A 25,752-nucleotide genomic window follows, 5' to 3' on the forward strand; every position below is an offset into this window, starting at 1 on the left:
ACGGGGGCCGGGAAGGGTTATTCCGGCCGGTCCGGCAGGGGATCCGGCGCGGTCACGCCCGCCACGGGATAGAGCGCGACGAGAGTGTAGTAGAACTCTGCCTCGACAGACCGGCCGGTGCGCGTATGGTCCATGACCGACGCCAGCAGGAAGAGATGCAGGACGTCAGGGCGCTGGTCGGACCAGCGGTCGACTTCGGAGAGGAGCCAATGCTGGAACCGGAGCCGCAGGCCCCGGTAGGAGTGGCGCAGGCACGGCCGGTCATCGAGGAGAACCTGAAGCGGTCCGCCCGTCATCGCCTCGCGCAGGTATCGCGCGCGCCAGTGCGCGGCCATGTGGTCATGCGCGACCACAAGCGTGCGGGCATCGAAGCGGGGATCGGCATCCAGCGTGATCGCCAGCGCATCCCTGTGGCGCAGGCGCAGGATGCCGGCGGCGCGCAGGTAGATCCCGGCGACCCGCCCGACCCAGCGCCCGATCGTGTCGAGGCGGCAGGCAAGCAGATGGTCGCGCAGGTCATGCTGGCGGTCGCCGGGAAAGGCGGGCGGGCTGCGGGGACAGGGGTGGAGAGGGACATGCGAATCTCCTTCCGGACGGGCGGGGACGCGAGCCTTGCGGCAAGCGGTGCCGATGCGGCGATTCCTACCGCATCTTGTGGGCTGGCAGCGCGGAGGCGCGAGCATTTGCGACAATCCGCCTATCCGTCCAAGCCACTGGCAAGGCTTGATAATTTTGCTTTGATCTGGCATGATCCCTGCCACAGAATGACCGGCGGCGGAGGTTGCGGAGATGCTCCACGCGGGACCGGCGATGAGGCAGAGCGAATGAAATCCATCCTGTTTGCGGCCGCGACGGCGGCATCCCTTGCGGTGTTCACGGGTGCGGCCATTGCCGGCCCCATCGAGCGGGCCTGCATGGCCTCGGACCGGGGCGGGAACCGGGCGCTTTGCGGTTGCATCCAGCAGGCCGCGGACATGACGCTTTCGGGCGGCGACCAGCGCCGGGCGGCGAAATTCTTCAAGGACCCGGAATCGGCGCATGCGACCTGGGTGTCGCAGAAGGCATCGGACGATTCGTTCTGGGATCGCTACAAGAGCTTTGGCCGCACCGCCGAGGCCTATTGCGCCGGCTGAAGGGCGGAAGGCGGCCGGATTGGGCATCGCGGGACGGGGGGCGGAACGTCCGCCCTGCCGGCCGACGCGCCGGCTCCGCGACGGTGAGATGCTGCAGGATGGGCGATCCGCCCATGTCCTTCCGGCCCCCCAGCTTGCGGGACCGGCGAACGCGAAAAGGCCCCGCCTTCCATCCGGAGGCGGGGCCTTTCGTTCCTGTCAGCCGGATCAGGCCGCGGCTTGCGCCTTGGCGATGTCCTTCTTGATCTTCAGCGCGGCGGCCGAAAGCTCTTCGTCCCGGGCCTTGGCCAGGTAGGCGTCAAGGCCCCCGCGGTGGTCGACCGAGCGCAGCGCCGCGGCGGTGACGCGCAGCTTGAACGACTGGCCGAGCACGTCGGAGATCAGGGTCACTTCGTTCAGGTTCGGGAGGAACCGACGGCGGGACTTGTTGTTGGCGTGGGAGACGGTGTTCCCCGTCATCGGGCCCTTGCCGGTGAGTTCGCAGACGCGCGACATTGCGGTGTTCCTTCGGTTCGTCAAAGCGGGGGAAGGCGGGGAATCCCCGGCCTTCGAATTCGATTGGGGGCGTGTAAGGGGAATTGCGGGCGGCGTCAAGCGGTCAGGCGGGTTCCGGTGGGGAGGTCGGCTGCCTCCGGCGGGAGTATTTGGGAAAAGAGCAAGCTGCAAGTCAGGCCCGGCCGAGAAGGCGCAGCATTTCGGCCGCCGCCGCCTCGGGGGCGAGGGCGCCCTGCGCCACGCGGTCGCCGAGGCCGGCCATCAGGCCCTTCTGCGGCTCGCGCGCGAGGGCAGCGAGGAGGCCCTGGCGGACCTCTTCCTCGAACCAGTGCCGGGCCTGGTCGGCGCGGGCGCGGTCCCATTGGCCCTGGGCCTTGCGCCAGGCGGTGAGGGCCTGCATCTCCTCCCAGGCCTTTGCCAGCCCCTCGGATTCCAGGGCCGAGACCGGCATCGCCTTGGGAAAGCCGGGCGGGTCCTGCGGCCGGTGGCGCAGGAGTTGCAGCGCGCCCGCGTAATCGGCCACGGTGCGCAGCGCCGCCGGTTTCAGCTCGCCATCCGCCTTGTTGACCAGGATCAGGTCGGCCATCTCCATGATGCCGCGCTTGACCCCCTGAAGCTCGTCGCCGCCGGCCGGGGCGAGGAGGAGGAGGAAGAGGTCGGAAAGCTGCGCGACCACGGTTTCGGACTGGCCGACGCCGACCGTCTCGATCAGGACGACGTCGAAGCCTGCCGCCTCGCAGAGCGCCACGGCCTCGCGCGTGCGGCGGGCGACGCCGCCAAGCTGGCTCTGGCTGGGCGAGGGGCGGATGAAGGCCATGGGATCGCGCGAGAGGCGTTCCATCCGGGTCTTGTCGCCAAGGATCGAGCCGCCGGAGCGGGCCGAGGACGGGTCGACGGCAAGGACGGCGACCTTCAGGCCCTGTCCGGTGAGCATCAGGCCGAAGGCCTCGATGAAGGTGGACTTGCCGACGCCGGGGGTGCCGGAAAGGCCGATCCGCAGCGCCTCGCGCCGGGGTTCGCGCAGGGCGGAGAGGAGGGCCAGCGCCTCGTCCCGGTGGTCGGGGCGCGCGCTTTCGACCAAAGTGATCGCGCGCGCAAGCGCCCGGCGGTCGCCCTGGCGGATCAGTCTGGCGCGGTCTTCGATCTGCATGGCTTGTCCCCCTTGCTCGGGCCTTTCTGCCGCAAGCCCGGCGGCTTGGCGAGAGGGGTTTCGGCCCGATCCGGCGCCCGGGCCGGCGGATTTCCGACCTGTCGCGCCCGGCGCGGCACTGGCCAAGCCTTGCGGCGCGCGCCATAAGCGGGGCATGTCGGAACTGCCGGTCGCCTCTGCCCTGCCCGCGCTTGCCGCTGCCCTCGAGGCGCGGGGGATGGCGGTGCTGCAGGCCCCGCCGGGGGCGGGCAAGACGACGCTGGTGCCGCTGGACCTCATGGCGCGGGGGCTGGTCGCGGGGCGGATCGTGATGCTGGAGCCGCGCCGCCTGGCGGCCCGCGCCGCGGCCGAGCGGATGGCCGAGGTGCTGGGCGAGCGGGTCGGGGCGACGGTGGGCTACCGGATCCGGGGCGAGGCGAAGGTCTCGGCCGCGACGCGGATCGAGGTGGTGACCGAGGGCATCCTGACGCGGATGTTGCAGAACGATCCGGAGCTGGCGGGCATCGGCCTGGTGATCTTCGACGAGTTCCACGAGCGCAGCCTGAACGCCGACCTCGGCCTGGCGCTGTGCCTGGAGGTGCGCGGCGCGCTGCGCGAGGATCTGAAGCTGCTGGTCATGTCGGCGACGCTGGATGCGGGCCCGGTCGCGGCGCTGATGGGAGAGGCGCCGGTCGTGACCTCGGAAGGGCGGGCCTTCCCGGTCGCGACGCGCTGGCTGCCGCGTGCGCCGGATGCGTCGCTGCGGCTGGAGGCGGTGGTCGCGGGCGCGGTGCGGGCGGCGCTGGCGGAGACGGAAGGCGGCGTGCTGGTCTTCCTGCCGGGCGAGGGCGAGATCCGGCGGGTCGAGGCCCTGTTGCGCGACCTGCCCGGCGTGGCGCTGCGGCCGCTATACGGCGCGATGGACTTTGCGGCGCAGCGCGCGGCCCTGGCCCCGGCGGAAGGGCGCAAGGTGGTGCTGGCCACCGCGATCGCCGAGACCTCGCTGACCTTGCCGGACATCCGCGTGGTGGTGGATGCGGGCCGGGCGCGGCGGGCGCGGTTCGATCCGAACTCGGGCATGTCGCGGCTGGTCACGGAGCGGGTGACGAAGGCCGAGGCCGAGCAGCGCCGGGGCCGGGCCGGGCGGGTGGCCGAAGGGGTCTGCTACCGGCTGTGGACGAAGGGCGAGGAGGGCGGGCTGGCGAATTTCCCCCCCGCCGAGATCGAGGTGGCGGATCTGGCGGGGCTGGCGCTGGAGCTGGCGCTGTGGGGCGGGGCTGACCTGCCCTTCCTGACGCCGCCGCCGGCGGGACCGCTGGCCGAGGCGCGGGCGCTGCTCATGGGCCTGGGCGCGCTGGACGCGCAGGGCCGCATCACGGCGCATGGGCGGCAACTGGCCGGGCTGCCGCTGCATCCGCGGCTGGCGCATATGCTGGCCGTGGCGGGGCCGGAGGCGGCGACTTTGGCCGCGCTGCTGGCGGAACGCGATCCCCTGCGCGGCGCGGGGCCGGATCTGGCGCTGCGGCTGCAGGCGATTGCGCGGCCCGGCCCCGAGGCGGACTGGGGCGTGGTGGAGCGGATCCGGGCCGAGGCGAAGCGGCTGGCGGCGGCGGCGCGGGGGCTGGGTGCGGCAGACCCCCCTCCCCCATCCCCTTCCGACCAGGAGGGGAGCCGCAATTCGGGCGGCCATTCGCTGGCCGAGATGGCGGCGCTGGCCTATCCCGACCGGATCGGGCTGCGGCGGAAGGGCGAGGCGCCGCGCTGGGTGCTGTCGGGCGGCAAGGGCGCGGCGATGGCGGCCGGGCTGGCCCTCTCCGGGGCACGGCTGATCGTGGCGACCGACCTGGACGGCGATGCGCGCGAGGCGAGCGTGCGGCAGGCGGTGGCGATCTCCGAGGCGGAGGTCCGGGGGCTTTACGCCGGTCGCATCCGCTGGGAAACGGTCTGCGAATGGTCGAAGCGCGAGGGACGGGTCCTGACGCGGCGGCAGGAGCGGCTGGGGGCGCTGGTGCTGGACGACCGGCATTGGGAGGCGCCGCCCGAGGCGGTGGCGACGGCGGCGCTGGAGGGGCTGCGGCTCATCGGCCTGCCCTGGTCGCCCGCCGCGCGCCGGCTCAGGGCGCGGGCCCGGCTGGCGCGGGGCGAGGACTGGCCGGGGGTCGAGGACGCCGAGCTTCTGGCGACGGCGGAGGACTGGCTGCTGCCGCATCTGACCGGCGTCAGGACCGAGGCGGACCTTCGCGGCCTGGACCTGGTGCCGGCGCTGCAGGGCCTGCTCGGCTGGGACCGGCTGGCCGCGATGGAGCGTCTGGTCCCGGCCAGTTTCGAGACCCCGCTGGGGCGGAAGGTGCCGATCGACTATGACGGCGCGGTCCCGGCGATCGAGGTCCGCCTGCAGGAGATGTTCGGGGTGACGGCGCATCCGGTGGTGGGCGTCGAGCGCCTGCCCTTGCGGGTGACGCTGCTGTCCCCGGCGCGAGCCCCGGTGCAGGTGACGACCGACCTGCCGCGGTTCTGGGCGACCTCCTATGCCGATGTGCGCAAGGACATGCGCGGAGCCTATCCGCGCCACCCCTGGCCCGAGGATCCGACCGTGGCGGAACCGACGCTGCGGGCGAAACCGCGCGGCACGTGAGACAAATTTCTTGAGCAAGAAATTTGACAAATTCCTTGCTTAAGGAATTTGGCGCGCTTTCTTTCAACGCTGCAACAGCCGGTGATCGCCCGGACCTTCCCCCTGCCCCGCGTCCGGCCTATGACGGGCGCTAACAGTGCAGGGGCGGATCATGCGGACGGACAGGCAGGCGCGGCGGGCGCGGTGGGCGGTGGCGGCCATGTTCCTGGCGAACGGCTTCGTCATGGGGGCCTGGGCGCCGCAGATCCCGCTGCTGATGCCGCGCCATGGGGTGACGGAATCGGTCCTGGGCCTCTTGATCCTGGTCCTGGGCCTGGGCGCGGTCTCGGCGATGATCTTCGCGGGGCGGCTGATCTCGGCCCATGGCGGCCGGCGGGTGCTGGCCTGGTTCTCGCTGGCGCTGGTCCCGGTGCTGCCGATGGTGGTCTTTGCGCCGAACCTCTGGCTTCTGGCGCTGTCCATGGCGGTGTTCGGCGCGATTGCGGGCTGCATGGATGTGGCGATGAACGCCCAGGCGGTCGAGGTCGAGCGGCGGCTGCACAAGGCGATCATGTCCTCGAGCCACGGGTTCTGGAGCCTTGGCGGCTTCATCGGCGGTTCGGCCGGGAGCTATCTCATCGCCGTCCGGGGGTCGGAGGCGCAGTCGCTGGCGACGGTAGCGGTGGTGGCGCTGCTGGTCCTGGGGGCGATGCCCTTCCTGCTGCCCGACAGTCCCCGCATCCGGCTGGCCGAGGCGGTGGCGCGCGCCCCGGCGCAGCCGGCGCGGCTGTTCCCCAGGGATCTGCATGTCTGGCTTCTGGGGTTCCTCGCGCTGTTCTCGATGGTGCCGGAGGGCGCGGTGCTGGACTGGGCGGCGATCTATCTGCAGAAGGAGCTGGGGGCGGATGCCTTCGTCTCGGGCCTGGGCTTCGCCTTCTTCGCCGGGGCGATGGCGGCGATGCGTTTCCTGGGCGATACGGTGCGCAACCGCTTTGGCGCGGTGCGGACGCTGCGGCTGTCAGGGATGATCGGGGCGGCCGGCCTGATGGGCGGGGCGCTGGCGCCCCTGGACGGGATGGCGATCGCAAGCTTCGCGCTGGCGGGCCTCGGGGTGGCGAACATGGTGCCGATCCTGTTCTCGGCCGCGGGGAACCATCCGCGCCTGCCGGCGGCCAGCGCGATCTCGATCGTGACCATGGTGGGCTACTCGGGCATCCTGGTCGCGCCATCCTCGATCGGTTTCCTGGCCGAGCATCTGGGCTTTCGGCCGACCTACGCCGGGCTCTCGGTCCTGCTGCTGCTGGTGGCCTTCCTCGCCGCGCGGGCGGCGGATGCGGATGCGGCGCGGATCCCGCCCGAGGCGCGGGCCGCCTGAGACGGGGCGGCGGACGTCCCCGGCCGGGGGCGCCGGCAGGTCAGGGCGCGCCCATGTAGTCGCGCTTGCCAAGCTCGACCCCGTTCGCGCGCAGGATGTCGTAGGCGGTGGTCAGGTGGAAGAAGAACTGCGGCAGGGCGTAGAAGGACAGGAATTCGTCGCCCTTGAGCATCATGTCGCGGCCCCCGGCCTTGAAATGCACCTCGCGCGTGTCGGCATGGGCGAAGTCGGCGGGCTGGAAGCCGCCCATGTAGCCGCGCGCGGCGGCGATGCGGCCTTTCAGCTCGGCGAAGCTGGCCTCGTGGTCGGGGAAGGATTTCGGTTCCTGCCCCGCCAGCCGGGCCGTGCCGCGCGCGGCGAAGTCGCAGGCAAGCTGGACCTGGCGGGTCAGCGGGAACATGTCGGGAAAGAGCCGGGCGGCGAGGATGACCTCGGGCTTGATCCTGCGGGCCTCGCAATGCGCCTCGGCCTTGTCGAGGATCACGGCGAGGGTCGCGAGGAAACGGTCGAATACGGCGACGGAGCGGCGGTGCATGGCGGCCTCCTTTGCCGGAAAGGGTCCGGTGCCGCGCCCGCCTTGTCAAGCCGCAGCCTTGGCCGGGCGCCGGAATTCGCAGTCGAATTCCGGGCCGATTTCCGTTCGGAAATCGCGGGCCTAAAGTCCGAGGCACCAGCGCATGACGGCCTTTTGCGCATGCAGCCGGTTCTCGGCCTCGTCGAAGATCACCGAATGCGGACCGTCCATCACCGCGCTGGTCGCCTCGTCGTTGCGATGCGCGGGCAGGCAGTGCATGAACAGCGCATCGGGCCGGGCGCGGGACATCAGCTGCTCGTTCACCTGATAGGGGCGCAGCTGGTTGTGGCGGCGTTCCTTGGCCGATTCCGGGTCATGCATCGAGACCCAGGTGTCGGTCACCACCAGGTCGGCCCCTTCGACCGCGGTGAAGGGGTCGCGCTGGATGGTGACCTTCGAGCCCTTCTCGCGGGCGAAGGCGACGAACTTGTCCTCCGGGTCCAGCGTCTCGGGCCCGGTGAAGGTGAAGTCGAAGCCGAACTGCCCGGCGGCGTGCAGGAAGGAGGCGGCGACGTTGTTGCCGTCGCCGCACCAGACCACCTTCTTGCCCGCGATCGGGCCGCGATGTTCCTCATAGGTCATCACGTCGGCCATGATCTGGCAGGGATGGGTGCGGTTGGTCAGGCCGTTGATCACCGGGACGGTGGCGTGTTCGGCCATTTCCAGCAGCGTCGCCTCCTCGAAGGTGCGGATCATGATCAGGTCGACGTAGCGGCTGAGGACGCGCGCGGTGTCGGCGATGGTCTCGCCATGGCCGAGCTGCATCTCCTTGCCGGAGAGCACCATGGTCTCGCCGCCCATCTGGCGGACGCCGACGTCGAAGCTGACGCGGGTGCGGGTCGAGGGTTTCTCGAAGATCAGCGCGACCATGCGGCCCTGAAGCGGCGTCTCGTCGTCGGGTTGGCCCTTGGGGCGGCCGTTGCGGGCGGTCTTCATCGCCTGGGCGCTGTCGATCATGGAACGCAGGTCGGCCGGGCTGGTCTTGTGGATGTCGAGGAAGTGGTTCATGGCGTTTCGCTTTTTGGCTGGTAGCCGGGGGTTTCACACCCCCGGACCCCCGTGGAGTATTTGGAAAAAGAGCAAATCAGGCGGTCGGTTCAAGGGTTGCGGCGGCCTGGTCGAGGCGGGTGAGGGCCTCGGCGATGTCTTCGTCGGGGATGTTGAGCGCGGGCAGGAGGCGCAGCACGTTGTCGGCGGCGGCTACCGTCAGCACGCCGGCATCGTAGCCGGCCTTCACCACCTCCGCCGGGGCGGGCTTGCATTTCAGGCCGAGCATCAGACCCTCGCCCCGGACGGAGTCGAAGACGGCCGGGTGGCGCGCGACCAGGCTTTCCAGGCCCTGGCGCAGCAGGGCGCCCTTGCGGGCGACCTCGGCCAGGAAGGCGGGATCGGCGATGAGTTCGACGACCTTGGCCCCCACCGCGCAGCCCAGGGGGTTGCCGCCGTAGGTGGAGCCGTGGCTGCCCGCCGTCATGCCGGAGGCGGCGCGTTCGGTGGCGAGGACCGCGCCCAGGGGGAAGCCGCCGCCGATGCCCTTGGCGACCATCATGATGTCGGGCGTCACCCCCGCCCATTCATGCGCGAAGAGCCGCCCGGTGCGGCCCATGCCGCATTGCACCTCGTCGAAGATCAGGAGCGTGCCGGTCGCGTCGCAGAGGTCGCGCAGCAGCTTCAGCTCGGCGTCGGGGACGGGGCGGATGCCGCCCTCGCCCTGGATCGGCTCGATGATCACGGCGCAGGTCTCGTCGGTGATCGCCGCGCGCAGCCCTTCGCTGTCGCCCCATTTCAGGTGGACGAAGCCGGGCATCAGCGGGCCGAAGCCCTTGACCATCTTCTCGGAGCCTGCCGCCGCGATGGCGCCGGTCGAGCGGCCGTGGAAGGCACCCTCGAAGGCGACGATTCCGGTGCGCTCGGGGTGGCCGGCGTCGTGATGGAACTTGCGGGCCATCTTGATCGCGAGTTCGGCCGCCTCGGTGCCGGAGTTGGTGAAGAAGACGGTGTCGGCGAAGGTCCGGTCGGTCAGGAGTTGCGCCAGCCGTTCCTGTTCCGGGATCGTGTAGACGTTGGACACATGCCAGAGCTTCTGCGCCTGCTCGGTCAGGGCCCGGACCAGCGCCGGATGGGCATGGCCGAGCGCGTTCACCGCGATCCCCGAGCCGAGGTCGAGATATCGCCGCCCGTCCTCGGCGGTCAGCCAGCTGCCCTCGCCCTTCACGAAGGCGAGGGGGGCGCGGTTGTAGGTCGGCAGGACGGGTGGGATCATGGCAAAGGTCCTTGAACGGATATGGCCAATGGGTGCCCGAGGGCAGTGGCCGAGTCAACGGAGGGAAGGAATGCGCCGGGGGGCGCGGGGGAGGGAAGGAATGCGCCGGGATCGGCGCGGGGGACGGCGGAAGGCTGCGGGGCGTCAGACGCGGTTGCGTCGGCGCAGGGTGGCAGCGTATCGGGTCCGGGCGGTCATGGCGCCGGCATAGCGGGACGGATCCGCGCGGTAAAGCGGAATTTCACCGGGTTCTGGCCGGGAGGGGCGCCTTTCCCCGGCGGCGTCCGGGTTCAGCCGCCCTTGCGGCCCCTGCCCCGGCGCGGATAGTATGGGCCGGTCAATGACCAGCCGGAGAGCAAGATGTCCTGGACCGACGAGCGCGTCGAGACGCTCAAGCGCATGTGGGGCGAGGGCCAGTCGGCCAGCCAGATCGCCAAGGAGCTTGGCGGCGTGACCCGCAACGCGGTCATCGGCAAGGTGCACCGGCTGGGCCTGTCGAACCGCGTCGGCGGCAAGGAGGAGGAAGAGGAGGCGCAGGCCACCCCCGCCCCGGCCGCTGCCGCGCCCCGGCCGGAACCCGTGGCGCGGCCCGAGCCCGCCGCCCCCCGGGCCGAGGCGCCGCGCCCGGCCCCTGCCTCGCCCGCCGCCCCGGCCGCGCCGGTGTCGAATGTCACGCCGCTGCCGATCCGCAAGGCCATCGTCCCGGCCGGCCAGCCGCTGCCGCCGCAGCCGAGCCTGAACGAGATCAGCCCCGAGGCGCTGGCCTCGGTGCGCGAGGTCGAGAAGCGGGCGCGGAAACTGACGCTGATGGAACTGACCGAGCGGACCTGCAAATGGCCGATCGGCGATCCGGCGACGGACGACTTCTGGTTCTGCGGCCTGCCCAGCCTGCCCGGCAAGCCCTATTGCGAGGCCCATGTCGGCGTGGCCTTCCAGCCGATGAGCGCAAGGCGCGACCGGCGGCGCTGAGACATCAGTCGCCGCGCAGGATCTCCTCCAGCGCCTTGCGGGCCTGGTCTTCCAGCGCATCGGTCGCCCCGCGGATCGCGGCGTCGCCGGGGCTTTCCTGCGGGGCGATCTCGACGCCGAGTTCGTCCTTCAGGCGCCGCTCGAGTTCCGCCTTCGCCGCTGCTTCCGCCGCCTCGGCCGCGGCCTTCGCCCGTTCGGCGGCGGCCTTCGCCTCGGCCTCCATCTTCTCGCGGGCGATGCTTTCCAGGTCGAGCCGGAAGCGCGGGCTGGCCCAGGGGCCGGTGATCAGGAGCGGCACCATCACGCCGCCGGTCCCGTCCTCGGCCGCAAGCGCGGTCGGGCGGATGCGGTAATCCAGGGTGCGGGCGCCAAGGCCGATCTCGCCCGCGCCCGAGGCGGTGAGATAGGGGGCGACCAGTTTCAGGTCGCGGTTGGTCGCCACGCCGCCGGCCATGGTGAAGGTCCCGGCCAGGCCGTCGAAGATCGTCTTCTGCCCCTCGCCGACATAGCCGGTGTCCAGCGTGCGCAGCATGCCGCCGATGTCGAGGCCGCGAAGCTCGCCCTTGCCCAGTTCCAGCGCGCCCTCGCCTTCCAGGCTGGCCATGATCGCGGCGATGGAATTGCCGACGCCGAGGAACTTCAACTCCAGATTGCCGGTCGAGAGCAGGCGGTCATAGCCCGCGAGGTCGGACAGCAGCGGCTGGGTCTGGATCCCGGCCAGGGCCAGCCTGCCGCCGACCGAGAGGCCGCCGCGGCCGTTGACCACGAAATCGCCGGTGACCGAGCCGCCATAGGCCTCCATCTGCCGGATGTCGAACACCGCCCGCGCCCGGTCGACGGTGATCACCGCGCGGGTCGCGCCGAGGGTCAGGACGCCGAGGTCGATCGAGGGCGCGGAAAGCGCGATCTCGGCATCCATCGCGGCCAGGGCGCTGACGTCGATCGCGGCCTCGGGCCAGCCGGCGGCCTGCATCCCGCCCGCGTCGCCATCGCCCATGCCGCCCCCGGGGGCGATGCGGATCGGGGCGGCGGTCAGTTCGGCCGAAAGCTTGGGCCGCGCCTCGCCGGGGCGGAGGTCGAGGTCGCCGGTCAGGCGATTGTCATCGGCCAGGATCTCGGCCCCGCGCAGGAAGGCGGTGCCGGTGTCGTCCAGCGTCAGCTTGCCCGCGACGGTCAGCGCCTTCTGCCCGAGGCCGGGCGCGGGGGCGGCAAGCGCGGTGCCCAGAAGCCCGCCCAGCGCCGGCAGGTCGGCGAGGTCGGCCCGCAGCGCGCCTTCGGCGACCAGGGGGGCGATCCCGCCGCGCCCGTCGAAGTCGAGCCGCGAGCCGCCGGCCGCGAGGGCGAGCCGGAGCGGCACCACGCGCCCGATGGCGAAGGTCGAGAACACCCCGCCGGAAAGGTCGAGCGCCACCTTCTGCCCGCCGGACAACCCGGTCGCGGTGAGGGTGAAGGGCCCCGAGACCTCGGGGATCGAGAGCCGCCCCTCGACGGCATCCAGCGCGATCACCCGGCCCGACTGCCGGTCGTCGAAGCGGATGCTGCCGCCGGTGATCCGGCCCTCGTCCAGGGTGAAGGCGGGGGCGGCGGCGGGGACGGTGCCGTCGCCCTGCGCCTGGAACACCCAGTTCGCCTGGCCCTCGGGGCTGCGTTCCAGGTTCAGTTGCGGCCGCTCGGCGGAAAGGCCGAGGATGCGGACCTCGCCGCCGAGGAGGGCGCCGAAATTGACGTCGATCGACAGGCTTTCGGCGGTGAAGAGCGGCGCCTCGCCCTGCGCCCAGTCGGCGTTGGCGATGCTGACCGGGCCGGTCGTGACGCCGAGATTGGGCCAGAAGCGCGGCCGGACCTCGCCCTGCAGCACGAGCTTGCGCCCGGTGAGGCTTTCGAATTGCGCGGCGGCGGCGGCGGCCACGCGCTCGGACGGCACCATGGCCGTGAGGCCCAGCGCCAGAAGGACCAGAACCGCCAGTCCCAGTCCGACACGGATGATCCAGCGCATGCCCGCCCTCCGGATTTTCTTGCTTTGGTCCAGAATAGGCCCCGCCGCGCCGGATTGCCAAGCAGCGGCCGGGCGCGTGGCATCAAATGGCCGAGAGCGTCAGAACCCCAGCGCGCGGGCGGCCGCCTCGATCCAGTCGCGGGCGAAGGCGTCGAAACGGGCGTCGGGCTGGCGCTTCTCCAGCGTCGGGGCCAGCGGGTCCGGGGCGCTGACCGGGGCGCCGCTGAGTTCCTCCAGCACGGCATGGCCGCAGAAGGGGACATGGACCTCGGAATAGCCGCCCTCATGCACCAGAACCAGGCGGCCAGCGCAGAGCGCAGCGGCCGCCTGCATCAGCTGGCGGGTCATCAGGCGGAAGGTCTCGGCGGTGCAGAGCATCCGGCCCAGGGGATCGACGGCCGAGGCATCGAAGCCGCAGGCGACCACGATGACCTCGGGGCGGAAGCGGTGCAGGGCGGGCAGGACCACCCGCTCCATCGCGTGCAGATAGGCCTGGTGGCCGCAACCGGGCGGCAGCGGCAGGTTGAGGTTGGCGCCGGGGGCGTTCGGGCCGCCCCGCGCCTCGACCCCGCCAGTGTCGAGCGGGTAGTTGTGTTCCTGATGCAGGCTGATCGTCAGGACCTCCGGGTCGTCCCAGAAGATCGCCTCGGTCCCGTTGCCGTGATGGACGTCCCAGTCCACCACCGCGACCCGGCGCGCCAGCCCCTCGGCCTGGGCCGCGCGGATCGCCACGGCGATATTGTTCAGCAGGCAGAAGCCGTTGGGGAAATCCGTGGTGCAATGATGCCCCGGCGGGCGGGACAGCGCATAGGCATTGGACGCCTCGCCGGTCAGGACGGCGCGCAGGGCGGCGGTCGCGAGGCCGGCCGAAAGCGCGGCGATCTGATAGCCGCCCTTGCCGAAGGGGGTGCGCAGGCCAAGCTCGCCCCCGCCCGCGTCGGAGAGCGCCCGGAAGGCCGCGAGATAGCTTTCGGGATGGACGCGGAGGAGGTCGGCCTCGGTCGCGGGATCGGCGCTGCGGCTGGCGAGATGGCGGGCAAGGCCGGTGACCTCGACCAGGTTCTTCAGCCGGCGCTTGGTCTCGGGGTTCTCGGGCAGGCCGCCGGCCAGGGGCTGCACGAGGCCCCCGACCGGAAGGGTGAAGGCGTAGTTGCCGCCGCTGTGCCAGAAGCAGCGTTCGTCGGTGAAGAAGGCGGTGGTCATGGTCGGTCTCCCTTTGCGGGCAGCCTATGGGGCATCGCAGCCGCTGACCAGAGGGGCGCGCGGGTGCGGCCGGGGCCAAAATCCTTCGAAGGATTTTGCAAAAGTTTTCGAAAACTTTTGCCCTTGCCCCGAGGCTGCGTCCGGTGGATCACCGCCCTATGTCCGAGCTTTCGCATCTGGCCCTGCCCGGCGCGACCTTCGCCGTCCGCGTCACCCCCAACGCCCGCCGCGCCGGGCTGGAACTGGCCGGCGAGGTCATCCGCATCGCGGTGACCGAGGTGCCCGAGGCCGGCCGCGCGACCGAGGCCGCCCGGGTGGCGCTGGCGCGCGCCCTTGGCGTGGCGAAGTCGCGGCTGACGCTCTTGCGGGGGGCCACGGCGCGGGACAAGCTGTTCCGGCTGGACTAGTCCGGCTTCCGCTCCAGCCGGTAGCTGCCCTCGGGCAGGTTCAGCGCGGCGGCGAGGTCGCGGACCTGGCTGAGCGACAGGGTGATCCGCAGCACCTCCTCGGTGCGGGGGTCAAGCTGTTCCAGGGTCACGCAATCCTCGAAGGCGGCGATGGTCACATCCTCGATCAGCGGCAGTTCCTCGCCATCGTCGACGAGGGTGATCACGGTGGCGTCGAATTCGTGCTCGATGGTGAACATGGCTGGAAGGCTAGCGCCATGGGCCCCGTCCGGCAAGGCATGACAGCTGCGTGAGGCGGGCTTTCCCCCGCCGGGCGATTTGCTACCCTGCCGCCGTCCCCGCCCCCCCGTCCCCGACCGAGGTTTTCCGATGCGCCTGTCCCTGATTGCCGCCCTGCTGGTTTCGCTGGGCGGCTGCGTGCCGACCTATTCGCCGCCCCCCGCCGTCGCGATGGCCGCGCCCCCTGCCCCGCGTCTTGCCGCCGAGGATGCGGCGCGGAGCTTCCTGACGGTGGTGGCGCGGGTCGAGCCGGTGGCCGAGGCGCAGTGCCGGGCGCGCGGCGTGGCGGGGAATTGCGACTTCCGCATCGTGGTGGACGACCGGCCGGGCCAGCCGCCGAATGCCTTCCAGACGCTCGACCGCTTCGGCCGGCCGGTGATCGGCTTCACGCTGGCGCTGATCGGCGATGCGCGCAACGCGGACGAACTGGCCTTCGTCCTGGGCCATGAGGCGGCGCATCATGTCGCGGGCCATATCCCGCGCCGCAAGGACCAGGCGCTTTCCGGCGCGCTTCTGGCCGGGGTGCTGGCCCAGGCCAGCGGGCTGACGCCGGACGAGGTGCGCGCGGCGCAGGACCTGGGGGCCGAGGTCGCGGCGCGGGGCTATTCCCGCGACTTCGAGCTGGAGGCCGATGCGATGGGGGCCGAGATTGCGCTTCTCGCCGGCTACGATCCGCTGCGCGGCACCGGCTTCTTCGACCGGCTGCCCGATCCCGGCGACCGCTTCCTCGGCTCGCATCCGCCGAACGCCGAGCGCAAGGCGATGGTGCTGGCGACGGTGCGCCGCTTGCGCGGCAATTGATCTGCGTCAAGGCAGGGCCGGGTCTTCCGGCGCATCCTGCTGCCAGATGGAGGGGGCGGGGATGATCGGGTATCCGGAAGCACCGAAAGCCTGGTGGCTGACAAGGGGAATGGCGCGCATCTCGGGCGTGAACCTGCCGCGCGCGGTGGTCGAGGGCTGGCTGCAGCGCGACGAGCTGGAGGACCTGGTCACCCGCTGCGCCGCCTGCCGCCGGAGCGCCGATTGCGAGGCCTGGCTGGCCTGTTCGGGGAATGCGAGTTCGATGCCCGGCTTCTGCCCGAACAAGGCCCGGATCGAGGCCCTCGTCTCATGAATTTCCTGCGCGTTTTCCCGGGCTTCTTCCCTTGGCCCCGCGCATGACCTGCGGCGCCTGACCACCTCCCGGTCGGGCGCCGCCCTTTCGCTTTGGGGCTGCATCCCGCCGCGCGCCGTGGCAGTATCGCCCGATGATCGTCCTGGAAGACATCCTGCGCGACCGCGGCTCGCGCTATGCGGCCTCGGCCGGCCCGGTGCGGGGCCGCGCCGGGATCGAGGCCTTTCTCACCAGCCTGCGGCAGAGGCGCAAGTTCGCCAAGGCGACCCATCACAGTTGGGCCGCGGTCCTGTCGGACGAGGGGCCGCTGAAGGGCGACGACGGCGAGGCGGGCGCCGGGGCGGTGATCCTGAAGATGCTGGAGCGCGAGGGCCTGGTCGATCACATCGTCGTGGTCACGCGCTGGTACGGCGGGGTGCATCTTGGCGGCGACCGCTTCGCCCATGTCGTGACCTCGACCCGCGCGGCGCTGGCGGCGCTGCGGGACCGTTCAATTCAAGAATTGGAATAATTCTCTTTGGCGCGGGCGGCCAAGGGTCTACCCTGTCGCCGCGGGCGGGAAGACCCGCATTTTCCAAAGGGACGGACATGAACATCTCGCGCGGATTTCTTCTGACGGGTGCGGTCTATCTTCTGATCGGCATTCTCTTCGGCTCTTACATGGGGGCCAGCGGCAACCACGAGCTTGCGCCGGTGCATGCACATATCAACCTGCTGGGCTTCACCCTGATGACGGTCTTCGGGCTGGGCTACCGGCTGATCCCGGCGCTGGCCGAGGGGCTGCTGCCCCGGCTGCATTTCTGGCTGCACCAGCTGGGGGGCCTCGGCCTATTGGCCGGGCTGTTCCTGATGATGAGCGGCAGCGTCCCGGCCGAGACGATCGGGCCGATGTTTCCGATCTTCGAGGGCGCGATCCTGGTGGGCGTGCTTCTGTGGCTGACCAACCTGCTGCGCCGGGCCTGACCGGAACCGGACGCCCGGCCCGCCGGGCGTCCGGGATCCAGCGTCCTGCCGCGATCCTTCCACGGTTATTCCATTGAACTGCCTGTCTTTCGCTTTAACATCGCCGGGATGTGAGGAACCCGTGGAGCGGATCGCCCAATGCCAGAGCTTCATCCCATCCTGCTGTGCGGCGGCTCCGGCACGCGGCTCTGGCCGCTGTCGCGCAAGAGCTTTCCCAAGCAGTTCGTGCCGCTGACCGGCGAGACGACGCTGTTCCAGGCGGCGGCGGCGCGGATGGCGGGGGTGCCGGGGGTCGCGGCGCCGGTCGTGGTCACCAATTCCGACTTCCGCTTCATCGTGACCGAGCAGCTGGCCCATGCCGGGGTCGACCCCGGCGCGGTGCTGATCGAGCCTTCGCCGCGCAACACCGCGCCGGCGATCCTGGCCGCGGCGCTGCATCTGCTGGCCCGCGACCCCGGGGCGCTGATGCTGGTCATGCCGACCGACCACGAGATCCCGGACCGCGAGGCCTTTCGCGCCGCCGTGGCCGCCGGGATGCCGCAGGCAGAGGCGGGCCGGATCGTCACCTTCGGCATCCGGCCCGACCGGCCCGAGACCGGCTATGGCTGGCTTGAACTCTCGGCCCGGCCCGAGAGCGGCCGGGCGCAGCCGCTGGTCCGCTTCGTCGAGAAGCCCTGCGCCGAACGCGCCGCCGCGATGCTGGCCGAGGGGCGCTATCTGTGGAACGCGGGCATCTTCCTGATGGCGGCCGCCACGCTGAAGGCCGCCTTCGAGGCGCATGCGCCCGAGCTTCTGGCCCCGGTGGCCGAAGCCGTGCAGGAGGCGCGGGCGGACCTGGGCTTCCTGCGCCTGGCCGCCGGCCCCTGGGAGAAGGCGCGCGACATCTCGGTCGATTTCGCGGTGATGGAACGGGCGGACAACCTGGACGTGGTGCCCTTCGACGGCGCCTGGTCCGACCTTGGCGACTGGAACGCGGTCTGGCGCGCGGCCGAGGTGGAGGGCCTGGCCACGCATGGCGCGGTCACCACGATGGATTGCTCGGGCAGCCTGATCTGGTCCGAGACCGAGGCCATGCATGTCATGGGGATCGGGCTGAGCGATACCGTGGTCGTCGCCATGCCCGATGCGGTGCTGGTCGCCGACCGCTCGCGCACGCAGGAGGTGAAGGAGGCGGTCGCGGCGCTGAAGCAAAGGGGCGCGCGCCAGGCCGAGATCTTTCCGCGCGACCATCGCCCCTGGGGCTGGTTCGAGACGCTGGCGCTTGGCGACCGTTTCCAGGTGAAGCGGATCGTCGTCCATCCCGGCGCGGCGCTGAGCCTGCAAAGCCATGTCCACCGGGCCGAGCATTGGGTCGTCGTCTCGGGCACCGCCAGGGTCACGATCGACGGCGAGGCGCGGCTGCTGACCGAGAACCAGTCGGTCTATGTGCCGCTGGGCGCCGTGCACCGGATGGAGAACCCCGGCCGCGTCCCGGTGGTGCTGATCGAGATCCAGACCGGCAGCTATTTGGGCGAGGATGACATCATCCGCTACGAGGACGTCTACGCCCGCGGCCAGGGCGCGAAGGGCTAGTCCAGCCGCCGGGTCGCCCCGTCGCCGAACTCCAGCACCTCGACGCCCGTCAGGCGGGCCGTGCCAAGCGGCCCGGTCACGCGCCAGACGTCACCCTCGGGCGTGACCTCGTACTCGGCTTCCGGGCCGGGCAGGATATAGCGATCCTCGCCCGCGCCGCCCGAGATGCCGTCCGCGCCGGGGCTGGCGGGGAAGCTGTCGTCGCCGCCGCGGCCGGCCAGGAAATCCTCCTCGTCGGTGCCCTCCATCCGGTCGTCGCCTTCGGTGCCGGCCAGGGTCACGCCCTGCAGATACTGCGGCCCGCCGCCCTCGCCCCACCAGGAGCCGCCCTCGGCCTGGCGCGCAAGGACGAAATCCGCCCTTGCGGTATGGTCGCCGGGATAGGCCAGAAGGCCCCAGGAGCCCCAGCGCGACGGCACGCCCATCTCGACATATTGCATGAACGGCCCCTGCCCGATCCCGCGCCAGCCGTCCCAGAGCTGGGCATAGAGCGCGCCCATCTCGGGGCTGCGCACGAAATCCGCCAGAAAGGCGCTTTGCCGCGCGGCCTCCTCCTCGGTCAGGCCCTCGACGGCGAAACTGTGGTGGACATGCTGGCCACCCTCGTAGAGCACCAGCCGCAGGCCGTGGCTTGCGGCCAGGTCGCGCTGCTGGCCAAGCCAGTCGAGGACGCCGGGGATCGAATCCTCGACCGCGCCGGCCTGCGAGATGCCCTGGAAGACCCAGGACCAGGCGCTGGCCCCCATCGTCTCGGCGCGGGTGATCAGCTCGGGGCGCAGCGCGGGATCGCTGACCAGGGCGCCGCCGAAATAGCTGGTCGCGGCCAGTTCCTCGAAGACCTGGTCCGGCGGCACGAAGGTCTGGGGCTCGCGCGCGGCCCAGTCCGGCGCGGTCACGAGAATGTCGCTGAGCCAGGGATTTGCGGCCTGGGTGGCCAGGACATTGACCAGCCGGGCCCCGGCCTCGTCGCCGAAGACCTCTTGCCAGATCAGGGCGACCTCCGTCGCGCGCCGGGCGTGAAAGCTGAAGATCGCGGGCCAGTCCTCGGCCACCTCGTCGCCCCAGGCGGCGATGGCCTGGTCGCGCAGCCAGTGGAACTGGGTGAAGGCCGCATTCCAGGTTTCGTTGGAATATTCGACATGCGCCTTGAGCCGCGGATCGAGATGGTCGCGCACATAGGTCGCGAAGGCCCGGACATAGGCGTCGTCGGCGGCATGGGGCATGGTGAACCAGGGATCGGCGCCGGCCTCGTTGGCCAGGCGCACCATCACCTCGACCGGCGCGCCCCGTTCGGTCCAGCTCGCCTCGTCGGGCCGGGGACGGGTCGCCCAGGTCAGGGCGGCCGCGCCGGAGTTGACCGAGATCCAGTCCGAAAACCGCAATTCGCGCCCGTCGGCGATGACCGCGAGCCAGTCGGGATCGAACATCGCCCCGGCGTCGAGGAGATCGGCCCGGTCCGCCCGGACGATCGACAGGGCGCGGACCGGATCGCCGGTGTCGAGCGCGGTGATGTCCAGCCAGACCTCGGCCCCGGTCCGGTTCTCGAAGACGATCCGGCCGGGGCCCGCATGGACCACCCGCGCCGAGCCGCCAAGCTGGATCGTGCCATGCCCCTGATAGGTCAGGATATAGAGACCCTTGCGCCCCTCGGTCCCGTAGGTGTCGCTCCAGGCCCAGATCGTGCGGATCCCGGCCATTCCGGGGGGAATCCGCAGCGGATAGCCCTGGGCGTCGAGATAGCCGCCGGCGACCAGCGCCTCATGCGACATGCTTTCCCATTCGTCGGGCGCGAAGGCGAAGAACGGCCGCATCAGGCGGGCGAGATCGAGAAAGGGCCTGGCGGTGCCCCAGTCGGTCAGCGCGTCCAGCCCCCAGGCCACGACCGGATCGGCCACGCCCCGCGCCTCGGCAAGGGCCGGGAGCGGGGCAAGACCGAGGGCGGCCGAGACCAGAGCGCAGCCAGCCGAACTGCAGGCGATGCCGACGTGACGCATGGCGCTTCCACCTTTCATCGGACCCTTTGCCGCACGCTACTCCGCCAAGGGGATTCGGGTCCAGTCGGGGCTGAAATCCGGTTCCCGGGAGGGAACCGAATCGGTTTTGCGGGCGGAATGCGATTCGTTTCGGGGGTTCGCCGCGGAGTCACGCCATCGGGATGGGGGGTAATGAAGGATTTACCGTTTCCGCAACACGGACAGTCGGAGCCGCCGCCCGCCCGGCCGGACCCATTGAAGAATATGGAGGAAATGTGTTCGGAATCCGGCAAATCGGGCGGTTGCGGCGGTTCTGGCGAGGCCTCCGGCAGGCCGGCGGCGGGGCCGGCCAGCACAACCACAGGATGTAAGTCCGTGAAAAGAAACCATTTTTGCGCGCGATCCGGGCACAAGGTAGGATTCTCCCGATTGCCGGCCCGCCGATCCCGATGGTAGGGTCACATACGAAAGTCGGTCCCCTATATGTCCTTACGGCGGCTCCGCTTTGAAAAAAGCTAATCGTTCGCGTTTTTGGTCGTTCGGAGAGTTGGCGGAATAACACCGCGTGGGAGTGTCAGAAGATGAATGTGCCCAGACCCGGCAGGGAAGTAGATTTCGGACGTTCCGGCTCGGTTCACCACAGAATGATCGGGGAGGCTTCCCCCGAGGGATTCTATCGCCGTTTCGGCAAGCGCCTGTTCGACATCTGCGTTGTCCTTCTGATGGTGCCCTTCGTCGTTCCGGTCCTTCTCGTCCTGATGCTGCTGGTCGCGCGGGATTTCCATTCGCCGCTCTATCGCCAGGACCGGGTGGGGCGCGGGGGCCGGGTCTTCACCTTCTGGAAGCTGCGGACGATGGTGCCGGACGCCAAGTCGCATCTGGAAAGCTACCTGTCCCAGAACGAGGAGGCCCGCAACGAGTGGGAGGAATACCAGAAGCTGACCTGCGATCCGCGGGTCACGCCGATCGGGAATCTCCTGCGGAAAAGCTCGCTGGACGAGTTGCCGCAGCTGTGGAACGTGCTGAAGGGCGACATGAGCCTGGTCGGGCCGCGCCCGATGATGCCCGAGCAGCGCCCGCTTTATCCGGGTCATGCCTATTACTCGCTGCTGCCGGGGGTGACGGGCCTGTGGCAGGTCTCGGACCGCAACGGCTCGACCTTTGCGCAACGGGCAGAGTTCGATGCGGTCTACGACATGGACGTCTCGCTGGCGACGGATGTCCGGGTGCTGTTCGCTACCGTGGGCGTTGTCCTGCGCGGAACCGGGAAGTGACGCGGGCCAGGAATTTGCGCGCGTCCCCTTGAGACCGGCGCCTTTCGCGGATCTCCAGCAGGGCAAGGCCCGCGAAGACCGCCAGGGCGCCGGTCAGCGGATAGGCAAGCAGCGCGATCCAGAGCGGGGCGGACAGCAGGACCAGCGCGATGGTTGCAGCCAGGGCTGCAACCGTCGCGATCAGAAGAATTCCCAGGACCATCCGTCTTTGCTCCCCTGAGCAGCCGTTCCTCGGCGCCGCTTGCGATGGGCCGATGGGTCGCTGGTATGGGACCAAATGCTACGTGAGTGCCAGAGGTTTCACATCACGCATCCGTGGCGCTTGGCGAGTCTCCGCCGAGCGGGGGGGCCGGGTGGCGGATGATGACCGGCCGGGGTGGCAGCGCGCTAGTGGCGGAGGGGGATCTGCTTGACCGGCGCCTCGGCATAGCTGGGAACGGCGGGGTGATCCTGCCCGGCCACCGCGGCGATGGCGCCGCCGACCAGCAGCGCAAGCGCGCCGGACAGGGCGTAAAGCAGGAAGAGAGCCCAGACCGGCAGCCCCAGCGCCATTCCCGCCATCACCGCAACCACGGCCGAAACCAGTGCAAGGATCAGCATTCTGGCGAGCATTTCCGGTATCCCTCGTGTTGTCCCGACCCCGTTTCGCAGAAATGTGTTACCGACTCGTGGCGAAAGTGAGGCAGGAAACGCTGCGATTGTGAAGTGAATCGCCGATTGCACATAAATCACAGGTTGCGCGCCCGACGGCCAGCTCCGCCCGCCGGCGCGGGCCTGTCGCGGCTGGCGGCGAGGTCCGTGACCAGGCCCCAGCTGCGCCGGGGCGGAGGAGCGGAGCGCACCGCCTCGCCTTCCGCGCGCGGGACATGGGCATGGCGCCCCAGAAGCGCCCCGCCGATCAGCCAGGTGACGGGCGTCAGCGTGGCATTGGCCAACAGGTCCAGCAGGTTCGCGGCCATCACCAGCGCCAGCCCCGCGGTCGCCGGACTCAGCCCGAGTTTCCGGCCATTGCGCGCCAGCAGCAGGATCGGCAGCGTCAGCAGTCCGAAGCTGGCGATATAGCCCAGCCAGCCGAAGCTGCCGATCGAGATGATCCAGGCCCCGTCGGTGACGCTGGTGCTCTGGCCGGATTCGGGGTTGTGGATCAGCGGCCTGCCCCAGGTGCCCCAACCCGCCAGGGGCCGCAGCGCCGCACGTTCCATCAGCGCCTCCTCGTTCGCCACGCGGAATTCGAACGAGTCGGCCCGATCGCCGCTGATGCTCCGCGCAAGGGCGATCACCCGGTCCACCGGCACCACCTGCGCTGCACGCAGCATCGGATAAAGCAGCACCGCCCCGGCGACGAGGGCCGCCAGAAAGAGCTGCCCCCGCACGCCCAGGAGGAGGATGGCAGGCAGGAAGGCAAGGACGATGAGGAAGGCCCCAAGGCTTTTGCACAGCAGCAGGATCACCAGGAGGTAGATCGCCGCGAACAGCCACTGGCCCGCGCGGGCGCCCTCGGCCAGCCGCTGCCGCCAGAGCGCAAGCGCGGCCAGGACCGACATCGCCACCAGGATCGCCAGCCACAGGCCATGGTGCAGGAAGACCACCGGCCGGAACCCGCCCGCCCGGACGTGCTGCAGGAAGTCATGCGGGAAGAAGCCATAGAGCATGTTGTTCAGCTGCGGGCTCATCCGCACCTCGAAGAGGATCGGCAGCGAATAGCAGAGCAGGGCCAGGACCAGCATCTTCAGCAGCGCCACATGGCTTTCGGGCGAGGCGAAGAGACGTTGCGCCAGCAGGAAGGGCAGGATCGAGATCGCCAGGGCTCCGATGACCGAGGCCGCATCGTAGATTCGCAGGCCGGGGATGACGAACCTGCCGACGATGACGGGATCCGCGTTGGTCAGCACCGTCAGGAACGGCGAGACCAGGAGCAGGACCAGAAGCGCGTTCGCCAGCCAGTGCCGCCGCGGCGCCGGGTCCGGGGCCCCGCGGGCGCGCCCGCCCGTCCGCGCCGCGCCGACGCCCAGCAAGAGCATCACCTCCGCGCCGAGGACCGGCACCCCGTCCTTGTCCACCACGGGCACGCCCGGCAGGTCGAGGCCCGCCTGAGTCGGCAGGACCAGATAGCCCGCAAGCACCGACCAGCCGAAGGCCTGGGCGGCGGGAAGCAGGCGAAAGAGGGCAAGGACCACGATCGGCCAGCCGAAAAGGACGACATAGGCAAGGGTGTTGGGCATCGTCTCGACAGTCGGGCGGGTCTGGCAGTTCCGCAGTCTCGCACCAAATCCACGCCCGCGTCCACCCCGACCCTGCCCCGCCCCCGCCGGCGATGAACCGGGGCCATTGCGCTGTCGCGGCCCGGGATTGTTTCCGGACCTGCGGGGGAATTCAGGAAGCGTTTGCAGGCATCTGCTTCCGGCGGCATGCTTGGCGGATATCCGGTCCGGCGTGAGTCGGGGCTTCACCGGGGGAAAGGGTATTTCGCGATGCCAACCGACGTCGCAGTCATCATTGTCAACTACGGCACGCCCCGGATGGCGATCACGGCGGCGGACAGCGTGCTGAGCCGCGCGCCCGACGGGTTGTCGGTCGAGATCCATATCGTCGACAACGCCTCGCCGGGCGATGACCGCGAGGTCCTGTCCGAAGCGGCCGCCCGCTGGGGCGAGGATGTCACGCTGCATTTCGAGGCGGTCAACCACGGCTTCGGTCGCGGCAACAACCTGGTGCTGCGCCAGCTGGCCGCCCGTCCCCAGCCGCCGGACAAGGTCTATCTGCTGAACCCCGACGCGCGGCTGGTCACCAATGCGGTGGCCGAGCTGGCGGCCTTTCTGGACGCCCATCCCAGGGCCGGGGTGGTGGGCAGCGGCATCGTGGACGAGACGACGCTGAAGCCCGTGGTCTGCGCCTTCCGCTTTCCCGGCCTGGTGTCCGAGTTCAGCAGCGCGCTGCATATCGGGCCGATCTGGCGGATGTTGAAACGCTGGCAGGTGCCCTTTCCGCCGGGCATTCCGCAGCAGGAGGTCGACTGGGTCTCGGGCGCCTCGATGATGGCGCGGCTCTCGGCGCTGGCCGAGGTGGGGTTCTTCGACTCCGACTTCTTCCTCTACTACGAGGAGGTGGACCTGATGCACCGGATGAAGCGGCGCGGCTGGGAGGTCTGGCACCTGCCCGAGGCCAAGGTCACCCATGTCGCCGGGGCCGCCACCGGGGTCAGCAGCGCCGATCCCGAACGCCCGCCCCTGCCCGGCTACTGGTTCGACAGCTGGCGCTTCTATTTCGAGAAGACGCATGGCCGCGCCGGTGCCCGCGTCGTGGCCCTGGCCCGCTGGATCGGGACGCTGCTGGGCGATCTGCAATGCCGGCTGCGGCGCAAGCCCGTGAAGGGTCCGCGGAACTTTGCCACCGACTTCCGCCAGCAGGTGCTGCGGCCATTGTTCGGCGCGGTGCTGCCCAGCCGCCCCTCGACCAGGTGAGCGACCCCCCGAAGGTCGCCGCCGTCCTGATCGGGCGCAACGAGGGCGCGCGGCTGCTGGCGGCGCTGGCCTCGATCCCCGGGGAGGTGTCGCCGGTGGTCTATGTCGATTCCGGCTCGACCGACGGATCGGTCGCGGCGGCCGAGGCGGCGGGGGCGCGGGTGGTGCGGCTGGACCTGTCGCGCCCCTTCACCGCGGCCCGCGCCCGGAACGAGGGTTTCGCCGCGCTGGGGGCCGAGGTGCCGGAATATGTGCAGTTCATGGATGGCGACTGCACGCTGGACCCCGGCTGGATCGGCGTCGCGCGCCGCTTTCTTGACGACCATCCGCAGGTCGCGGTGGCCTGCGGGCGGCGGCGGGAGCGGTTTCCCGAGGCCTCGGTCTACAACCGGCTTTGCGATGCCGAATGGAACACGCCGCCGGGCCGCGCGCTTGCCTGTGGCGGCGATGCGCTGATGCGTGGCGCGGCCTTCGCGGCGGCGGGCGGATACGATCCCGGCCTGATCGCGGGCGAGGAGCCCGAGCTTTGCCTGCGCCTGCGCGCCGCGGGCTGGGAGATCTGGCGGCTGGATGCCGAGATGACGCTGCATGACGCGGCGATGACCCGGTTCTCGCAATGGTGGCGGCGGACGCGCCGGGCCGGCCATGCCTTCGCCGAGGGGGCGGCGCTGCATGGCGCCCCGCCCGAACGGCATTTCCGGCGCGAGACCCGAAGCGCGCTGGCCTGGGGGCTGGGCCTGCCGGCGGCGATCCTTTTGGGCGCGGCGCTGGCCGGCCCCTGGGCGCTCGTCCTGCTGCTGGCCTGGCCGGCGCAGTTCCTGCGGCTGGCGCCCCGGCTGGGTCCGACGCGGGCGGCCTTCCTGATCCTGGGCAAGCTGCCCGAGGCCCTGGGCGCGATGGAATACTGGTGGGGCCGCCTGACCCGCACCCGGCGCGGGCTGATCGAATACAAATAGGC

General features: G+C 70.7%; 26 protein-coding genes. 13 read left to right on the top strand and 13 right to left on the bottom strand.

Annotated features, from left to right (window positions below):
* Positions 1 to 17 precede the first annotated feature (17 nt).
* Positions 18 to 683: a hypothetical protein gene (locus tag ACE3UA_RS00770; protein ID WP_374641502.1), complete on the bottom strand. Its 666-nt coding sequence runs from the start codon at positions 681 to 683 to the stop codon at positions 18 to 20.
* Positions 684 to 824: 141 nt separating this feature from the next.
* Here ACE3UA_RS00770 and ACE3UA_RS00775 point away from each other — a divergent pair, with 141 nt between their 5' ends.
* Entirely contained in the window at positions 825 to 1,133 is a 309-nt protein-coding gene (locus ACE3UA_RS00775) for a hypothetical protein (RefSeq protein ID WP_374641503.1), read from the top strand.
* Positions 1,134 to 1,340: 207 nt separating this feature from the next.
* On the opposite strand, the gene rpmB is transcribed toward ACE3UA_RS00775, so the two are convergent.
* Both rpmB and meaB read right to left on the bottom strand, forming a co-directional pair.
* Positions 1,341 to 1,628: a 50S ribosomal protein L28 gene (gene rpmB, locus ACE3UA_RS00780; RefSeq protein ID WP_197646431.1), complete on the bottom strand. Its 288-nt coding sequence runs from the start codon at positions 1,626 to 1,628 to the stop codon at positions 1,341 to 1,343.
* A 172-nt stretch (positions 1,629 to 1,800) separates the two neighbouring features.
* Positions 1,801 to 2,778, bottom strand: a complete 978-nt coding sequence (meaB, locus tag ACE3UA_RS00785) for a methylmalonyl Co-A mutase-associated GTPase MeaB (protein WP_374641506.1) — start codon at positions 2,776 to 2,778, stop codon at positions 1,801 to 1,803.
* Between the two features lie 154 nt (positions 2,779 to 2,932).
* On the opposite strand from meaB, the gene hrpB reads away from it, so the two are divergent.
* Positions 2,933 to 5,392 (top strand): ATP-dependent helicase HrpB, encoded by a 2,460-nt coding sequence (hrpB, locus tag ACE3UA_RS00790; RefSeq protein ID WP_374641508.1) that lies wholly within the window; start codon positions 2,933 to 2,935, stop codon positions 5,390 to 5,392.
* A 151-nt stretch (positions 5,393 to 5,543) separates the two neighbouring features.
* Entirely contained in the window at positions 5,544 to 6,746 is a 1,203-nt protein-coding gene (locus tag ACE3UA_RS00795; RefSeq protein WP_374641510.1) for an MFS transporter, read from the top strand.
* 40 nt (positions 6,747 to 6,786) lie between these two features.
* Here the strand turns inward: ACE3UA_RS00795 and ACE3UA_RS00800 are convergent, their stop codons facing one another.
* The 3 genes from ACE3UA_RS00800 to ACE3UA_RS00810 form a co-directional block, all read right to left on the bottom strand.
* On the bottom strand, positions 6,787 to 7,281 hold the full coding sequence (locus tag ACE3UA_RS00800) for a DUF1993 family protein (protein ID WP_374641512.1): 495 nt from the start codon (positions 7,279 to 7,281) through the stop codon (positions 6,787 to 6,789).
* A gap of 120 nt (positions 7,282 to 7,401) precedes the next feature.
* Positions 7,402 to 8,328: an ornithine carbamoyltransferase gene (gene argF / locus ACE3UA_RS00805; RefSeq protein ID WP_374641514.1), complete on the bottom strand. Its 927-nt coding sequence runs from the start codon at positions 8,326 to 8,328 to the stop codon at positions 7,402 to 7,404.
* A 76-nt stretch (positions 8,329 to 8,404) separates the two neighbouring features.
* A complete protein-coding gene (locus ACE3UA_RS00810; protein ID WP_374641516.1) occupies positions 8,405 to 9,583 on the bottom strand; it encodes an aspartate aminotransferase family protein in 1,179 nt (392 codons plus the stop codon).
* A gap of 360 nt (positions 9,584 to 9,943) precedes the next feature.
* On the opposite strand from ACE3UA_RS00810, the gene ACE3UA_RS00815 reads away from it, so the two are divergent.
* Complete coding sequence (locus ACE3UA_RS00815) at positions 9,944 to 10,552, top strand: GcrA family cell cycle regulator (RefSeq protein ID WP_374641518.1); 609 nt, start codon at positions 9,944 to 9,946, stop codon at positions 10,550 to 10,552.
* Between the two features lie 4 nt (positions 10,553 to 10,556).
* Here ACE3UA_RS00815 and ACE3UA_RS00820 read toward each other — a convergent pair whose 3' ends face one another.
* A complete protein-coding gene (locus ACE3UA_RS00820) occupies positions 10,557 to 12,548 on the bottom strand; it encodes an AsmA family protein (protein ID WP_374641520.1) in 1,992 nt (663 codons plus the stop codon).
* Between the two features lie 99 nt (positions 12,549 to 12,647).
* Entirely contained in the window at positions 12,648 to 13,751 is a 1,104-nt protein-coding gene (locus ACE3UA_RS00825; protein ID WP_374641522.1) for a class II histone deacetylase, read from the bottom strand.
* A 158-nt stretch (positions 13,752 to 13,909) separates the two neighbouring features.
* On the opposite strand from ACE3UA_RS00825, the gene ACE3UA_RS00830 reads away from it, so the two are divergent.
* Positions 13,910 to 14,158, top strand: coding sequence for a DUF167 domain-containing protein (locus ACE3UA_RS00830; protein ID WP_374641524.1), 249 nt, complete (start codon positions 13,910 to 13,912; stop codon positions 14,156 to 14,158).
* On the opposite strand, the gene ACE3UA_RS00835 is transcribed toward ACE3UA_RS00830, so the two are convergent.
* A complete protein-coding gene (locus ACE3UA_RS00835; protein ID WP_374641526.1) occupies positions 14,155 to 14,397 on the bottom strand; it encodes a hypothetical protein in 243 nt (80 codons plus the stop codon). The genes ACE3UA_RS00830 and ACE3UA_RS00835 overlap by 4 nt on opposite strands.
* A gap of 130 nt (positions 14,398 to 14,527) precedes the next feature.
* Here ACE3UA_RS00835 and ACE3UA_RS00840 point away from each other — a divergent pair, with 130 nt between their 5' ends.
* The 5 genes from ACE3UA_RS00840 to ACE3UA_RS00860 all read left to right on the top strand — a co-directional run bounded on the left by ACE3UA_RS00840 (position 14,528) and on the right by ACE3UA_RS00860 (position 18,086).
* Positions 14,528 to 15,238 (top strand): M48 family metallopeptidase, encoded by a 711-nt coding sequence (locus ACE3UA_RS00840; protein WP_374641528.1) that lies wholly within the window; start codon positions 14,528 to 14,530, stop codon positions 15,236 to 15,238.
* A 61-nt stretch (positions 15,239 to 15,299) separates the two neighbouring features.
* Complete coding sequence (locus ACE3UA_RS00845; protein WP_374641530.1) at positions 15,300 to 15,551, top strand: DUF6455 family protein; 252 nt, start codon at positions 15,300 to 15,302, stop codon at positions 15,549 to 15,551.
* A gap of 133 nt (positions 15,552 to 15,684) precedes the next feature.
* Positions 15,685 to 16,062 (top strand): YigZ family protein, encoded by a 378-nt coding sequence (locus ACE3UA_RS00850; protein WP_374641532.1) that lies wholly within the window; start codon positions 15,685 to 15,687, stop codon positions 16,060 to 16,062.
* Between the two features lie 77 nt (positions 16,063 to 16,139).
* Complete coding sequence (locus ACE3UA_RS00855; protein WP_374641534.1) at positions 16,140 to 16,514, top strand: hypothetical protein; 375 nt, start codon at positions 16,140 to 16,142, stop codon at positions 16,512 to 16,514.
* A gap of 138 nt (positions 16,515 to 16,652) precedes the next feature.
* Positions 16,653 to 18,086, top strand: coding sequence for a mannose-1-phosphate guanylyltransferase/mannose-6-phosphate isomerase (locus tag ACE3UA_RS00860; protein WP_374641536.1), 1,434 nt, complete (start codon positions 16,653 to 16,655; stop codon positions 18,084 to 18,086).
* Here ACE3UA_RS00860 and ACE3UA_RS00865 read toward each other — a convergent pair.
* Complete coding sequence (locus ACE3UA_RS00865; RefSeq protein WP_374641538.1) at positions 18,083 to 20,080, bottom strand: hypothetical protein; 1,998 nt, start codon at positions 20,078 to 20,080, stop codon at positions 18,083 to 18,085. The two genes, ACE3UA_RS00860 and ACE3UA_RS00865, sit on opposite strands and share 4 nt — an antisense overlap.
* A gap of 623 nt (positions 20,081 to 20,703) precedes the next feature.
* Between ACE3UA_RS00865 and ACE3UA_RS00870 the strand changes: the two genes are divergently transcribed.
* The gene (locus tag ACE3UA_RS00870) at positions 20,704 to 21,333 is read left to right on the top strand and encodes a sugar transferase (protein WP_374641540.1); all 630 of its coding nucleotides are present in this window, start codon (positions 20,704 to 20,706) and stop codon (positions 21,331 to 21,333) included.
* Here ACE3UA_RS00870 and ACE3UA_RS00875 read toward each other — a convergent pair.
* The 3 genes from ACE3UA_RS00875 to ACE3UA_RS00885 form a co-directional block, all read right to left on the bottom strand.
* Positions 21,296 to 21,535, bottom strand: a complete 240-nt coding sequence (locus ACE3UA_RS00875; RefSeq protein WP_374641542.1) for a hypothetical protein — start codon at positions 21,533 to 21,535, stop codon at positions 21,296 to 21,298. The genes ACE3UA_RS00870 and ACE3UA_RS00875 overlap by 38 nt on opposite strands.
* A gap of 185 nt (positions 21,536 to 21,720) precedes the next feature.
* A complete protein-coding gene (locus ACE3UA_RS00880) occupies positions 21,721 to 21,945 on the bottom strand; it encodes a hypothetical protein (protein WP_374641544.1) in 225 nt (74 codons plus the stop codon).
* Between the two features lie 116 nt (positions 21,946 to 22,061).
* Positions 22,062 to 23,555 (bottom strand): hypothetical protein, encoded by a 1,494-nt coding sequence (locus ACE3UA_RS00885; protein WP_374641546.1) that lies wholly within the window; start codon positions 23,553 to 23,555, stop codon positions 22,062 to 22,064.
* A gap of 249 nt (positions 23,556 to 23,804) precedes the next feature.
* Between ACE3UA_RS00885 and ACE3UA_RS00890 the strand changes: the two genes are divergently transcribed.
* Both ACE3UA_RS00890 and ACE3UA_RS00895 read left to right on the top strand, forming a co-directional pair.
* Positions 23,805 to 24,794 (top strand): glycosyltransferase family 2 protein, encoded by a 990-nt coding sequence (locus ACE3UA_RS00890; protein ID WP_374641548.1) that lies wholly within the window; start codon positions 23,805 to 23,807, stop codon positions 24,792 to 24,794.
* Positions 24,791 to 25,750: a glycosyltransferase family 2 protein gene (locus ACE3UA_RS00895; protein ID WP_374641550.1), complete on the top strand. Its 960-nt coding sequence runs from the start codon at positions 24,791 to 24,793 to the stop codon at positions 25,748 to 25,750. Before ACE3UA_RS00890 ends, ACE3UA_RS00895 begins: the two co-directional genes overlap by 4 nt.
* Positions 25,751 to 25,752: the final 2 nt, after the last annotated feature.

This window comes from Tabrizicola sp. (assembly GCF_041919135.1).
Taxonomy (GTDB): Bacteria; Pseudomonadota; Alphaproteobacteria; order Rhodobacterales; family Rhodobacteraceae; genus Tabrizicola.

Coding starts and splice junctions, on each gene's coding strand:
- ACE3UA_RS00770 (WP_374641502.1), bottom strand. CDS start 683: ATGCTCGCGCCTCCGCGCTGCCAGCCCACAAGATGCGGTAGGAATCGC.
- ACE3UA_RS00775 (WP_374641503.1), top strand. CDS start 825: ATGAAATCCATCCTGTTTGCGGCCGCGACGGCGGCATCCCTTGCGGTG.
- rpmB (WP_197646431.1), bottom strand. CDS start 1,628: ATGTCGCGCGTCTGCGAACTCACCGGCAAGGGCCCGATGACGGGGAAC.
- meaB (WP_374641506.1), bottom strand. CDS start 2,778: ATGCAGATCGAAGACCGCGCCAGACTGATCCGCCAGGGCGACCGCCGG.
- hrpB (WP_374641508.1), top strand. CDS start 2,933: ATGTCGGAACTGCCGGTCGCCTCTGCCCTGCCCGCGCTTGCCGCTGCC.
- ACE3UA_RS00795 (WP_374641510.1), top strand. CDS start 5,544: ATGCGGACGGACAGGCAGGCGCGGCGGGCGCGGTGGGCGGTGGCGGCC.
- ACE3UA_RS00800 (WP_374641512.1), bottom strand. CDS start 7,281: ATGCACCGCCGCTCCGTCGCCGTATTCGACCGTTTCCTCGCGACCCTC.
- argF (WP_374641514.1), bottom strand. CDS start 8,328: ATGAACCACTTCCTCGACATCCACAAGACCAGCCCGGCCGACCTGCGT.
- ACE3UA_RS00810 (WP_374641516.1), bottom strand. CDS start 9,583: ATGATCCCACCCGTCCTGCCGACCTACAACCGCGCCCCCCTCGCCTTC.
- ACE3UA_RS00815 (WP_374641518.1), top strand. CDS start 9,944: ATGTCCTGGACCGACGAGCGCGTCGAGACGCTCAAGCGCATGTGGGGC.
- ACE3UA_RS00820 (WP_374641520.1), bottom strand. CDS start 12,548: ATGCGCTGGATCATCCGTGTCGGACTGGGACTGGCGGTTCTGGTCCTT.
- ACE3UA_RS00825 (WP_374641522.1), bottom strand. CDS start 13,751: ATGACCACCGCCTTCTTCACCGACGAACGCTGCTTCTGGCACAGCGGC.
- ACE3UA_RS00830 (WP_374641524.1), top strand. CDS start 13,910: ATGTCCGAGCTTTCGCATCTGGCCCTGCCCGGCGCGACCTTCGCCGTC.
- ACE3UA_RS00835 (WP_374641526.1), bottom strand. CDS start 14,397: ATGTTCACCATCGAGCACGAATTCGACGCCACCGTGATCACCCTCGTC.
- ACE3UA_RS00840 (WP_374641528.1), top strand. CDS start 14,528: ATGCGCCTGTCCCTGATTGCCGCCCTGCTGGTTTCGCTGGGCGGCTGC.
- ACE3UA_RS00845 (WP_374641530.1), top strand. CDS start 15,300: ATGATCGGGTATCCGGAAGCACCGAAAGCCTGGTGGCTGACAAGGGGA.
- ACE3UA_RS00850 (WP_374641532.1), top strand. CDS start 15,685: ATGATCGTCCTGGAAGACATCCTGCGCGACCGCGGCTCGCGCTATGCG.
- ACE3UA_RS00855 (WP_374641534.1), top strand. CDS start 16,140: ATGAACATCTCGCGCGGATTTCTTCTGACGGGTGCGGTCTATCTTCTG.
- ACE3UA_RS00860 (WP_374641536.1), top strand. CDS start 16,653: ATGCCAGAGCTTCATCCCATCCTGCTGTGCGGCGGCTCCGGCACGCGG.
- ACE3UA_RS00865 (WP_374641538.1), bottom strand. CDS start 20,080: ATGCGTCACGTCGGCATCGCCTGCAGTTCGGCTGGCTGCGCTCTGGTC.
- ACE3UA_RS00870 (WP_374641540.1), top strand. CDS start 20,704: ATGATCGGGGAGGCTTCCCCCGAGGGATTCTATCGCCGTTTCGGCAAG.
- ACE3UA_RS00875 (WP_374641542.1), bottom strand. CDS start 21,535: ATGGTCCTGGGAATTCTTCTGATCGCGACGGTTGCAGCCCTGGCTGCA.
- ACE3UA_RS00880 (WP_374641544.1), bottom strand. CDS start 21,945: ATGCTCGCCAGAATGCTGATCCTTGCACTGGTTTCGGCCGTGGTTGCG.
- ACE3UA_RS00885 (WP_374641546.1), bottom strand. CDS start 23,555: ATGCCCAACACCCTTGCCTATGTCGTCCTTTTCGGCTGGCCGATCGTG.
- ACE3UA_RS00890 (WP_374641548.1), top strand. CDS start 23,805: ATGCCAACCGACGTCGCAGTCATCATTGTCAACTACGGCACGCCCCGG.